The organism is Profundibacter sp. (assembly GCF_056498605.1).
Map to the genome: position 1 here is coordinate 1 of NZ_JBSMEZ010000011.1, position 10,912 is coordinate 10,912.

General features: G+C 55.6%; 12 protein-coding genes and 2 pseudogenes. 4 read left to right on the forward strand and 10 right to left on the reverse strand.

What is annotated here, in order from left to right:
* Both ACWB12_RS01320 and ACWB12_RS01325 read right to left on the reverse strand, forming a co-directional pair.
* A pseudogene (locus tag ACWB12_RS01320) lies at positions 1 to 78 on the reverse strand (50S ribosomal protein L13); the annotation flags it as partial.
* A gap of 161 nt (positions 79 to 239) precedes the next feature.
* A complete protein-coding gene (locus ACWB12_RS01325) occupies positions 240 to 1,640 on the reverse strand; it encodes an aminotransferase-like domain-containing protein (RefSeq protein ID WP_479528254.1) in 1,401 nt (466 codons plus the stop codon).
* A 96-nt stretch (positions 1,641 to 1,736) separates the two neighbouring features.
* Between ACWB12_RS01325 and ACWB12_RS01330 the strand changes: the two genes are divergently transcribed.
* Positions 1,737 to 1,970 (forward strand): DUF1127 domain-containing protein, encoded by a 234-nt coding sequence (locus ACWB12_RS01330; protein ID WP_479528255.1) that lies wholly within the window; start codon positions 1,737 to 1,739, stop codon positions 1,968 to 1,970.
* A 54-nt stretch (positions 1,971 to 2,024) separates the two neighbouring features.
* Here the strand turns inward: ACWB12_RS01330 and ACWB12_RS01335 are convergent, their stop codons facing one another.
* Positions 2,025 to 2,447 (reverse strand): PaaI family thioesterase, encoded by a 423-nt coding sequence (locus ACWB12_RS01335; protein ID WP_479528257.1) that lies wholly within the window; start codon positions 2,445 to 2,447, stop codon positions 2,025 to 2,027.
* A 61-nt stretch (positions 2,448 to 2,508) separates the two neighbouring features.
* Here ACWB12_RS01335 and ACWB12_RS01340 point away from each other — a divergent pair, with 61 nt between their 5' ends.
* Both ACWB12_RS01340 and ACWB12_RS01345 read left to right on the forward strand, forming a co-directional pair.
* Positions 2,509 to 3,297, forward strand: coding sequence for an enoyl-CoA hydratase (locus ACWB12_RS01340; RefSeq protein ID WP_479528258.1), 789 nt, complete (start codon positions 2,509 to 2,511; stop codon positions 3,295 to 3,297).
* 105 nt (positions 3,298 to 3,402) lie between these two features.
* Positions 3,403 to 4,200 carry a hypothetical protein gene (locus tag ACWB12_RS01345; RefSeq protein ID WP_479528259.1) on the forward strand — a complete coding sequence of 266 codons (798 nt, stop codon included), beginning with the start codon at positions 3,403 to 3,405 and terminating at the stop codon, positions 4,198 to 4,200.
* Positions 4,201 to 4,207: 7 nt separating this feature from the next.
* Here ACWB12_RS01345 and ACWB12_RS01350 read toward each other — a convergent pair whose 3' ends face one another.
* The 3 genes from ACWB12_RS01350 to ACWB12_RS01360 form a co-directional block, all read right to left on the reverse strand.
* Positions 4,208 to 5,686, reverse strand: coding sequence for a carboxypeptidase M32 (locus ACWB12_RS01350; RefSeq protein WP_479528260.1), 1,479 nt, complete (start codon positions 5,684 to 5,686; stop codon positions 4,208 to 4,210).
* 1 nt (position 5,687) lies between these two features.
* Complete coding sequence (gene ctaA, locus ACWB12_RS01355) at positions 5,688 to 6,833, reverse strand: heme A synthase (protein ID WP_479528261.1); 1,146 nt, start codon at positions 6,831 to 6,833, stop codon at positions 5,688 to 5,690.
* Positions 6,834 to 6,944: 111 nt separating this feature from the next.
* Positions 6,945 to 7,718 (reverse strand): RNA methyltransferase, encoded by a 774-nt coding sequence (locus ACWB12_RS01360; RefSeq protein ID WP_479528262.1) that lies wholly within the window; start codon positions 7,716 to 7,718, stop codon positions 6,945 to 6,947.
* 107 nt (positions 7,719 to 7,825) lie between these two features.
* On the opposite strand from ACWB12_RS01360, the gene ACWB12_RS01365 reads away from it, so the two are divergent.
* A complete protein-coding gene (locus tag ACWB12_RS01365; RefSeq protein WP_479528263.1) occupies positions 7,826 to 8,458 on the forward strand; it encodes a thiamine phosphate synthase in 633 nt (210 codons plus the stop codon).
* Here the strand turns inward: ACWB12_RS01365 and ACWB12_RS01370 are convergent.
* From ACWB12_RS01370 to ACWB12_RS01385, 4 genes and pseudogenes are all read right to left on the reverse strand, one after another.
* Positions 8,453 to 8,956, reverse strand: a pseudogene (locus ACWB12_RS01370) (DUF1697 domain-containing protein); the annotation flags it as partial. The gene ACWB12_RS01365 and the pseudogene ACWB12_RS01370 sit on opposite strands and share 6 nt — an antisense overlap.
* 73 nt (positions 8,957 to 9,029) lie before the next feature.
* The gene (olsA, locus tag ACWB12_RS01375) at positions 9,030 to 9,845 is read right to left on the reverse strand and encodes a lyso-ornithine lipid O-acyltransferase (RefSeq protein WP_479528264.1); all 816 of its coding nucleotides are present in this window, start codon (positions 9,843 to 9,845) and stop codon (positions 9,030 to 9,032) included.
* Positions 9,842 to 10,621: an L-ornithine N(alpha)-acyltransferase gene (gene olsB / locus ACWB12_RS01380; RefSeq protein ID WP_479528265.1), complete on the reverse strand. Its 780-nt coding sequence runs from the start codon at positions 10,619 to 10,621 to the stop codon at positions 9,842 to 9,844. The genes olsA and olsB overlap by 4 nt, the downstream gene beginning before the upstream one ends.
* Positions 10,622 to 10,760: 139 nt before the next feature.
* Positions 10,761 to 10,910 (reverse strand): DUF3553 domain-containing protein, encoded by a 150-nt coding sequence (locus ACWB12_RS01385; RefSeq protein WP_479528266.1) that lies wholly within the window; start codon positions 10,908 to 10,910, stop codon positions 10,761 to 10,763.
* Positions 10,911 to 10,912: the final 2 nt, after the last annotated feature.

Here is a 10,912-nt window from a genome sequence, read left to right on the forward strand (position 1 = left end):
GCCCAGCACGACGCCTTCTGCGTCAATGATGATCCATTTCTTCTCAATATCTGCCGGTGTAGCAGAGAAAGTTTTCATGGTGTCTACCCTATTTAAAACGGTGCAAATGGCGATGATCGCCGCTTGCGGGAATTGATTGCGTCTGTCTATAGGATTTGTTGGTGCAGTCAAGGGTGCTAATGCTTGCTTTATGTAGTTAAAACAATAGCTTAGAAAATAGGTATTATTTTACCCCACATTTATACCTCGATTAGATCTGGTGGGTTGTTCAATAGCCGCTCCAATGCATACATCGCCCGCTCAAACGCCTCCAGCGGGATTTGCCCGTTCACCGTTATGCGAACTGCATGCGGGGCGCGCCCGTCTAGCAATGCAAAGTCATCGGCAGACCGAATGCGTATCCCCTGTTTTTCCGCCGCCCGACAGAAATTTGATGCCCGCCAGCCGCGTGGCAGCTTTAACCACAGGAACGGCACGTCTTCACTCCATTTCAGATCATAACTGCCCAGCACATTCACCGCGGTGCGCACATAGCTGTTGACCCGATCCCGCACCGCCTCGCGGATTTTCACGAGGTCAGGGGATTGCAGAACCATTTCGGTCAGATCGCAAATGGTCACGGCCAGCCCGAAATGGTTGAACTGTGCCGCGCGGCGCAAAATCTGGGTTTTACCGATAGGGGCAATCGCAAACCCGACCCGCAAGGATGGCGTCAGGGATTTAGACAGCGACGACACATACCAGCCCAGATCAGGTAGCAATTCGCGGTAAGTCGGCAGGCCACTGCCCCGCATGTGGTAACAATCATCCTCTAGCACATGACAATTGTAGTGCCGTGCCACATCCGCCAGTTCTTGGCGGCGCGCCAGTCCGGTGTGCCCTGTGGTTGGGTTGTGAACCTCGGGCGATGTGCAAAACACTTGTGGCCCGTATGTTTTACAGGCGGTCTCCAACTCGTCCGGCCGCACCCCTTCGCTATCACATTTCAGCCCCACAACCCCCGCCCGCAACAACCGCGCCGCATGGCGAAATCCGGCATAGGTCAGGTCTTCGGCAAAGATCATCGGCTTTGGGTCTTTCAGCACGGTTTGCAAAATCAACATGATGGCGTTTTGCCCGCCGTGGGCCAGCACAATATCTTCGGGCTCGTACCGGCCCAGCTGCACCCCCTTTAACCAATCATAAATAGCAATACGCGCCGTGGATTCGGTCGCCTGACTGGGATAGGTGATCAGGTTGCTATTGGGGGTTTGCGCCATACGTGCATAACAATTACGGATCAGCGCCTCTTGCCCGACGTCAGGCAGCAGAGGCGAGAGCAGATCAATCCGCTCTGGTTCCTGCGTTGGTCTGACCCCGACTTCGATCCGTTGCAGCGGGGTGGGTGTCGCCTTGGGTTCAGCCACAAATGTGCCGCGCCCCACAGCCGCCTTTAGCAGCCCCTCATCCGTCAGCTTGGTATAGGCCCGCGCCACCGTTCCCGGTGTCACCTTTAGCTGCCAGCCCAATTCGCGCACCGGCGGCAGGCGTTCACCCACTTCCAATTGTTCCGACACAATCGCGGCGCGGATTGCGTCTGTTAGCGTCAGATACTTGGGGCCATCCGACGTTGATAGATCAGGAAACCAAATTGTATTCATTACAATCTTTCATTAGACGTTCTCAGATTCGCATTGTATCTATAAATCATAGCAGAATACCCCGTTTGTATCAATACAATAACTCAGGAGCGCGCCATGACTATGGCATCAACCATCCCCGCACAGCGCAGCATGCAGTTGCAAAGCCGCCTGCCCCAATCGCCAATGGCATTGGTGGTGATCACGGTGGCAACCACGCTTCTGACCTGGGATTTGCGCCGCAGCACACGGCGCGCTCTAAAGACTTTGACAAATACCGAGTTGCAAGACATCGGGCTGACACGCGACGAGGCTTATACGGAGGCGCGTCGTTTGTTCTGGCAAGGCTAACATCCCAGTCTTGCCAGAACCTCTTCCTGGGGCCGGTTCATTCCGGCCCCTTTTTTATTGACTGGGCGGGATTGAATACGTCAGCCCTGCCCGCGCCACCGGCTTGTCCATGCCCTCGGAATAGATGATCACATCGCCCACCGCCAAAACGCGGCCCAGCTTGTGAATAGTGGCCTTGGCGATTAAATCACGCCCCGCAGCGGGTTTTCGCATGAAATCAATCGAACAATTCGTCGTCACGGCCAATGCCTTTGGCCCAATCATCGCCATCAGCGCCAGATAAAATGCGACATCGGCGGCGGCGAACATGGATGGCCCGTTCACCGTATTGCCCGCCCGCAGATTTTGCGCCCCAACCTGCATCCGAATGGTGGCTTGATGGTCGGCCAACCCTTCGACGATGAAATTGTCCGTCATATGTGGAAAATGCTCGGCCAAAAACGCCTGCATTTCCCCAACCGTCATTTTCAGCGCCATGATGCTTTCCCTTTTGTCGTTCTGCGCCTAAGGTTTGCCTGAAACGAGCCAGAGAGCAAGCATGACTGACATATTATTACGCCAAGATGCGGACGGCATTGCCACCCTGACGCTAAATTCGCCCACTAACCTGAACGCCCTGTCGGATGCGATGCTTGCCGCATTGCAAGCACAGTTCGATGCGCTGGCGACAGACACATCAATCAAGGTGGTGATTTTGCAGGGTGCTGGCAAAGTGTTCTGCGCCGGTCACGACCTAAAGGAAATGACCCGTGGCCGCGACGCCGAAGATGATGGTCGCGCCTATTTTCACGACCTGTTCACCCGCTGCGCAAACGTGATGATGTCAATCACCCGCCTGCCCCAACCGGTGATCGCCAAGGCCCACGGTATTGCCACCGCAGCCGGCTGCCAACTGGTTGCAACCTGTGATCTGGCTGTGGCGGCGCATGGCACGCGGTTCGGGGTGAATGGCGTGAACATCGGCTTGTTCTGCTCCACCCCCATGGTGGCGTTAACCCGCAATGTACCACGCAAACAGGCGTTTGAAATGCTGACTACGGGCAGTTTCATTGATGCCACCCGCGCCGCTGAAATAGGGTTGATCAACCAAGCGGTCGAACCAGATGCGCTGGACGCGGCCACAACCGAAATGGCGCAGGTGTTGGCATCCAAAATGAACGGTGTTCTGGCGATTGGCAAACAGGCGTTCTATGAGCAGGCCCAAATGCCGCTGGCGGATGCCTACGCCCATACCGGCGAGGTGATCACTGCCAACATGATGATGCGTGACACCGAGGAAGGGATTGCCGCATTTTTAGATAAACGAGCGCCTGACTGGAACCAGTAGCGGTGAAATATGGATAGAAGGTAGGCAAATCCATACTTTTCAAATCCTTCCGCCACCCTAGATTGATGTTAAGATCATTCATTCATGCAGCTAGGGGCCAACGCTATGTCGGCATTCACCATCCGTCCCATCTTCGATAAACGCCTCCTGCTCATACTGACGTTGCTGATAACGCTGTTCGCGGACATGGCTTTTGCCAAGATTAACGCCTGTCAGCCCGACGGAATGCCGGACGTTGAGGCGGTGCGGATCATTGCTATTGCGAAAGAACATGGCAGCGATTTTCGCCGCGCCCTTAACGCAGCACGGAATCGCGGAGTTTTCCTGAAAACCGATGCAACTTACGATGAAGTCAAAGCCGACCCGGAACGGGCCTTTGCACTGGAAAAAGAATACGCTGAAGCATGGCTGACCACTGACGCTTGGCTCGAAAGCCGCCTAGCCAATGGTGAAAAGATGGACGCCATCATCAGAGAAATAAGTCAAAGCCGGATGCGGAAAAGCACAAATAATTTTTACACGTTTGAGTTAAGTAAGCACTTACACAGCCTTGCACTTAATATCGAGGCAGGCCCAACAAATTCACCGCATAAATTTGAAATCCGCCCGAGCACATATGTTTTTGCCCTCACCTTTTTTATCAAACAATCTGGCTTCACCATTTATTATAGTGGTCGGCCGCATAATCCGGTGAGTGTTCGTGCTTATGAAACTTTTGCACTCTTCCGAGAAGAGCCGGTATCTATTTCTCTGCGAATAAGCACCGACAAAGACCATACGCACATCGGCCTGTCGCGGGCCTCGTTCCGCGTAAGAGAGAAGCCTTTGGTCGTTTTAGAATTGCTTTTGCCACAATACCTATTAGGAAAACGGTCCTATTGCTTGGGGCAATTCAAACGATAACCCCCAATCAAACCCCGTAAATCGCCCCGAACTTGGCCTCCAAATATTCCAGTAACGGAGCCTCGCTTGGCTCGAACCCGCAGGCCTGCGCGATCACCTCGCGCGGCTTATACAGCCCGCCGAATTGCTGCACATTATCGCGCAACCATCCGGTCGCCGCCGTGGTATCCCCTGCCGCCAGCCCAGTATCCAGATCAGGCAGTGCGTCGCGCATCGCTTTGTTCAAACACCCCGCATAGACATTGCCCAGCGAATAGGTCGGGAAATATCCGAACAAACCGACCGACCAATGCACATCCTGCAAACAACCGTTCGATGGCTTGTCCACCGCCACGCCGAAATCCGCCTCGAATCGTTCATTCCATGCGTCTGGTAAATCGGTAACCGACAGATCACCCGCGATCATTGCGCGTTCCAGATCAAAGCGCAGCAGCACATGCAAGTTATAATGGATCTCGTCCGCTTCGGTGCGGATATAGCCCGAATTTACCCGGTTCACGGTGGCATAGAACGCTTCGGAATCGTTGATGCCAAAATCACCGAACGCCTCTTTCATCTGCGCGAATAAATAACCGGTAAAGGCCTGACCGCGTCCGATCTGGTTCTCGTAAATCCGGCTCTGGCTTTCATGTACACCCATCGACACGCCCTGCCCCAGCGGGGTCAGCAAATAGGCGCTGTCAATATTTTGCTCATAGCAGCCGTGTCCGACCTCGTGGATCGTTGAATAAAAGCAGTTGAACGGATCGCGCGGGGTGGTGCGGGTGGTGATGCGCACGTCCTGTCCTGAACCGGAGGAAAACGGATGCACCGCCTTGTCTACCCGCCCATGCGCCATGTCATAGCCAAAAGTGCGGGCCAAGTCCCGTGTCAGCTTCATCTGGGTTTGCTGGCCAAATTGATGGTCCAGCGCGGCGGGCTGTTTTTCAGCCCCCAACACCTTCTCGCGCAGCGTCACCAGACGCGGGCGCAACGCGTTGAACATCGCCTCAAGGTCGGCCGCCTTGGCCTCTGGCTCGTAATCATCCAGCAGCGCGTCATACAGATCACCGCCATCCGCCAATGCCGAGGCTTCCTCGCGTTTCATATCCAGAACCTGCATCAGGGTCGGGGAAAAAGCACTAAAATCTTCCGAGCCACGGGCCTCGGCCCAGACCCCTTGGGCGATTGAATGCAGCTTGGCCTGCTCGCTTGCCAGCTCGGCTGGAATGCGCATTGTGCGCTCGTAACCGCGCCTTATATGGCGCATGTTGGCCTGTCCCACGGCATTCAACTTGCTATCTTCAATCACCGCCAGCCAGTCCCCAACACGGGCATCGGTGCGCCGTGTATGGATCACGCCGCTGATCGCCGCCATTTCCTCAGAGCGTTGCTCGGTGGCACCGCGTGGCATCATGGTTTCCTGGTCCCAGCCCAAGCGGCCCGCAACCTGGGCCAGCGCCTGTGTTTCGCGCTCGAACGCCATCAACTCGTCATATGCGATCATGTTATTTCCCTCTTACACTTTGGGCCACCGGATAGCCCGCCAAAAACCGTGAGCGCAGGATCATTACCCATAGCAGGATTGCGCCCGCTTGGTGGATCAACGCCACATGGGTTTGCGCCGCCAGCATCACAGTGGTGATCCCAAGGGTAACCTGCACCAGAACCATCACCGCCATCATGTTGAACGCGGCCTGTGTCTTGCGATTACCACTGCTGCGCGACCGCCGCCAGACGACAATGGCAAAGATAAACACCAGATATCCAACCAGCCGGTGAATGAACTGAACCAATGCTGGATTTTCAAAGAAGTTGCTCCACCACGGCACATAATCAAACATCGCGTCAGGGAACACTTGACCGCCCATCAAAGGCCAGTCGGTATATCCGCGCCCCGCATCAATGCCCGCCACCAATGCGCCCAGTAGTATTTGCAGAAATGCCAGATGCATCAGACCAGTAGACATGGAAAACAGTTTACCTTCGCGTCCGCGCCGCGCCGCCATCAATTTGGCGTCCTTGCGTGACATCAGGAATATATACCACGCCGACAGCCCCAGAATAATAAACGCCAGCCCCAGATGAATGGCCAAACGGTACGAGGCCACATCGACCATGCGCCCCGTCAAACCACTAGACACCATCCACCAGCCAATCGCGCCTTGCAATCCGCCAAGCACCCCAAGGCCGACCAGCCGCGTGGTCCACCCCGTCGGTATCCGCTTGGTCAGCCAGAAGAACAGGAACCCGACGGCCCAGACAACACCGATAAACCGGCCCAACTGCCGGTGGCCCCATTCCCACCAATAGATCGACTTGAACTCGGCTACCGTCATGGCGCTGTTCTGGATCTGGAATTCGGGGCTGGCCTGATATTTGGTAAATTCGCTGGACCAATCCGCGTCATTCATCGGCGGAATAGCCCCCGTTACCGGCTTCCATTCAGTGATCGACAGGCCGGAATCCGTCAGACGGGTCAACCCGCCGACCAGCACCATCAAAGCCACCAATGCAAAGATGAGGATCAGCCAAATCCGGATGCCGCCGCGCGCCCCCTTTGGAGAAGCATCAATCACACCCGTCTTGGGCACGACCACTTCGGCCTTCACATCACTGCCGACCTCTTCAAAAATACTACGCTTCTTGCTCATGACATGCCCCGTTTTGTTTTTCAGCAAATTACGGCCCAACCCGATTAAGAGCAAGCACCATCTAACCCCATTTTCGTTCTACAAATATCCGCGCCGCAGGTATAAAACTTTTTATTCCCCGCGTTCTTTCCAACGCACCAACTGTCGCAACATACCATGCAACGTCTGCACATCTGCCCGCGTCAACGGCAACCTTGCCCACATATTGCGCAAATTAACCCGCATCCCCTCGGCTTTGGTTTCAGGAAAAAAGAACCCCGCCGCCTCCAGCCGTTCCTCAAAATGGTCACCCAGTTTTTCAATCTCAATGCCTTCGACAAACTCGGTCTTGGCCATCTCCATCACCTCTGGCGCAACCTCAGCCACCTGCCGTCGCCACTCATAAGCCAACAACAACACCGATTGCCCCAGATTAAGCGAGGAAAACGCAGGGTTCACCGGCACTGAAATCAGCGCATTGGCCCGCGCCACATCTTCATTCTCAAGCCCTGCCCGTTCCGGCCCGAACAATACCGCCACCTTTTGCCCCGCGTCAATCAACGCCCGCGCATGTTCCATCGCCCGTTCCGGTGTCATAATCGGCTTGGTCAAATCACGGTGCCGCGCTGTAGTGGCAAACACATAGGTGCAATCGCCAATCGCGGCTGGCACATCATCATACAACCCTGCCTGATCCAACAGCCGCCCCGCGCCCGATGCCATCGCCACCGCGCGCTCGTTCGGCCAGCCATCGCGCGGGTCCACCACCCGCATCCGGTCCAGCCCGAAATTCCACATCGCACGCGCCGCCGCCCCGATGTTTTCGCCCATCTGCGGGCGCACCAGCACAAACGCCGGCTGCGGTCCCGCCCACGGTTGCGACCCCGCCCATTCTTTATCCGTCATAACACACCTGTTTTCATACCCCTGCCCATCTATGACGCAACAGACCCCGTGGTCAAACCGCAAAACCTGCGTTATATCCGCCTCAACACTCAGTCGAGGACAAAATGATGACCGAAGAATTTCAAGAAAAAGACCAAGCACAGCTTTATCTGATCACCCCGCCCGCGTTTGATCTGTCCAGCTTCCCCGCCTTGTTGAATCAAGTACTGGATGTTGCCCCCGTTGCCTGCGTGCGCCTTGCGCTGGCCACCAAGGACGAGAACCAGATCATCAAATCCGGTGATGCGATGCGCGAAATCTGTCACGCCCGCGATATAGCGATTGTGATTGAAAACCACCTGATCATGGTTGACCGGCTGGGTCTGGACGGGGTGCACCTGACGGACGGGGCTCGCACTGTGCGTTACGCGCGCAAAGAACTAGGCGATGACGCGATCATCGGTGCCTATTGCGCCGCCTCGCGCCATCACGGCATGAACGCAGGCGAAGGTTCAGCTGAATACGTCAGCTTTGGCCCCTGTGGTGACACAGCACTTGGTGACGGTTCGGTCGCGCCAACCGACCTGTTCCAGTGGTGGAGCGATGTCGTCGAGGTGCCTGTCGTGGCCGAAGGTGCGCTCACCGTTGATGTGATCAACACCCTGTCATCTGTGACCGACTTTTTCGCCATCGGTGAAGAAATCTGGAACACGGATGATCCGGTCGCGGCGTTCAAAACCTTGGTTGCGGCGATCTCATAACGCGCGGGCCAAATCGCGCATTTTAACAACTGTCTTAAGGTTGCGCACGGTCACAGCGCCCAAAACCTTAGGTAATTTGGCAAACAGCTTGCTACGGCCCACCCCGTCGGGTGCGTGTAAATACAGCACTTTTCCAATCATTCGGAATTGCTCGCGTTGGGCTGCCACTGCCTCGGCCTGCGCCAAATCGGGGCTGGCAACGTCCCAGACAAAATGCAAATGCAGCTTATTTGCTTCACCTTCATAAGGGTTGGCTGCAATCGCCGCCTCCAGCGCATTTTGAGTCAGCGCCAGAACCGGAACCGAAAAGCCGAATTTTGCTTCAATCGCATCGGCTAAATCGCGCTCGATCTCTGGCCTAGTTGCAGTGGTTTGAAACACACAGTTTCCGCTCTGGATATATGTGCCAAAGTTCTTGTAGCCCAGTTTGGCGCCCACCTTTCGCAGGTCAGCCATAGGCAAGATGTTCTTGCCACCCACATTGACCGATTTGATAAAGGCGACCCATGTCTACATCGTACGAACTCTCAATGTGTTTCATATCCTGACAATACTACGGTCCCATCAGACCTCACGACATACCGCTGCGCACCGTATCCTCGCAATACCGCGCCAGCGCCTTGCGCCCCCCAAAATCCGCCACCGCCACGGGGGCGTGGTAAATCACCTCGACGGCGCCCGATTTACGGGCCGCGAGTGTCTTTAACAAATGCGGTGCCAGCTCCATATCGCCCCACCAGCCGTAGAACCGTGCATCTTCGCCAGCAGGGGCCGAATATTTCACCGTAACGGGTTGAATGTGCAATGCGTCATGCGAATCTTGCGCAAAGAACGCCTCGAACAGCGTTGATTTAAAAGGGATAACCCGCATTCCATCCGTTGACGTGCCTTCGGGAAAAAACAACAGCTTGTGGCCTGCGTTCAGCCGCGCCGCAAAGACATCCAGATGGATTTTCGCATCCACCGAGCGGCGCGCGATAAACACCGTGCCGGTGGCCCGCGCCAACCAGCCGATCAACGGCCAACCCGCCACCTCGGATTTTGCCACAAAGTATATCCGCTTGGCCGCGTTCAGGGTGAATATATCCAGCCACGAGGCGTGATTGGACACCACGGCACCATTATGCGCCATATGGGACCCGACCACAGTCAGGCGCAACCCTATGATAATTAAGGCGGATTTGCATACGCCCTGTGTGATATAAGGCGTCACAGGCCGGTTTAATCCAAACAACGGACGTTCAATCAGGCGCACCATCAACAGCAGGGTAAGCCCGCCTAGAACCACCACCAGAACCGGCACACCGCGCCCGACCACCCTGACCCAACCCATCGGGCCAATACGCACCGGCGCGGGTTCCGCTTCGGGAAACCACGTGCCGCTCATCCTCGTGATCCTTTGGTATACATGCTGCGTTGTTTTTCACTGATTTTCTGCGTGTCCATCAGCAGGAACACATCCGTGGTGTTAAAGCTGTGGTCAATAAACGCCCCCTCGCCGACAAAGCCCCCCAGCCGCAGATATGCCTTGATCAACGTCGGCATCGCCTTTAGCGCGCGGCGCGGGTCGATCTGGTCCGCGGGCATCAAATCCATCGTCTGGAAATGTGGCTCCAGCACACGGGCACGCAGGTTTTCAGGGGCCAGATGGTTGTGGTGCAGATAGGCCAATGGCTCGCTGATCGCTTCAATATCGGTGCCATGAAAGCTGGCCACGCCGAACATCACTTCAATGCCATGCTCGACCACATAAGCGCCCAGCCCGCTCCATAAATGATACATCGCGCGGCTGCCGCGATAATCGGCATGAACGCAGGAGCGGCCCAGCTCCATCAGTTTGCGCCCGCTGGCTTTTAGGGTTGACAGATCATATTCGTCCTCGGAATAAAACCGCCCCGCCCGCTCGGCCATATCACTGCGCAACAACCGATAAACGCCGATCACCTTATTTACGGAACCCGCATCCTGTTGGCGGTCAATCAACAGCAAATGATCGAAAAATTCGTCAAACGCGTCGCGTTCCAGCCGCGCCTTATGGTCCACCAGTGGCCCGTCGCCGCCCAGCTCCTCGATAAATACCTGATAGCGCAGCCGCTGTGCCGCCCGCAGGTCCGCGTCGTTTTGCGCAAGCCGTAGTTCAAATATGGGGTCGTCTAGGGCCATTGGCGGATCAATTCTTGCGTCAGAAAAGCTGCGGTGGGTTTTACGAATTGCGGCGGCAAATTGCAATGTCTCCGTTGGGTTAGTGCATTTGACACACGCATTAAGTGTGTTAGTCTGTGATGAAATCCCGCCATACGTTTCAAGAATGATATTCCGGCATGAGCAAAACCCGCGCCCCGTTGATCACAACTTTCCCCATATGCTCAAAATTAACGGTTATTTTACCATCAATGGCGGATTGTACTTGTCCAAGCCCCCATTCGGGTTTGGTCGGGTGCCTGACCAACATGC

What these genes read in the sequence shown, in the direction of transcription:
- olsA (WP_479528264.1), bottom strand. Translation starts at nt 9,845, where the DNA reads ATGAGCGGCACGTGGTTTCCCGAAGCGGAACCCGCGCCGGTGCGTATT.
- ACWB12_RS01350 (WP_479528260.1), bottom strand. Translation starts at nt 5,686, where the DNA reads ATGATCGCATATGACGAGTTGATGGCGTTCGAGCGCGAAACACAGGCG.
- ACWB12_RS01325 (WP_479528254.1), bottom strand. Translation starts at nt 1,640, where the DNA reads ATGAATACAATTTGGTTTCCTGATCTATCAACGTCGGATGGCCCCAAG.
- ACWB12_RS01360 (WP_479528262.1), bottom strand. Translation starts at nt 7,718, where the DNA reads ATGACGGATAAAGAATGGGCGGGGTCGCAACCGTGGGCGGGACCGCAG.
- ACWB12_RS01385 (WP_479528266.1), bottom strand. Translation starts at nt 10,910, where the DNA reads ATGTTGGTCAGGCACCCGACCAAACCCGAATGGGGGCTTGGACAAGTA.
- ACWB12_RS01340 (WP_479528258.1), top strand. Translation starts at nt 2,509, where the DNA reads ATGACTGACATATTATTACGCCAAGATGCGGACGGCATTGCCACCCTG.
- olsB (WP_479528265.1), bottom strand. Translation starts at nt 10,621, where the DNA reads ATGGCCCTAGACGACCCCATATTTGAACTACGGCTTGCGCAAAACGAC.
- ctaA (WP_479528261.1), bottom strand. Translation starts at nt 6,833, where the DNA reads ATGAGCAAGAAGCGTAGTATTTTTGAAGAGGTCGGCAGTGATGTGAAG.
- ACWB12_RS01330 (WP_479528255.1), top strand. Translation starts at nt 1,737, where the DNA reads ATGACTATGGCATCAACCATCCCCGCACAGCGCAGCATGCAGTTGCAA.
- ACWB12_RS01335 (WP_479528257.1), bottom strand. Translation starts at nt 2,447, where the DNA reads ATGGCGCTGAAAATGACGGTTGGGGAAATGCAGGCGTTTTTGGCCGAG.
- ACWB12_RS01345 (WP_479528259.1), top strand. Translation starts at nt 3,403, where the DNA reads ATGTCGGCATTCACCATCCGTCCCATCTTCGATAAACGCCTCCTGCTC.
- ACWB12_RS01365 (WP_479528263.1), top strand. Translation starts at nt 7,826, where the DNA reads ATGACCGAAGAATTTCAAGAAAAAGACCAAGCACAGCTTTATCTGATC.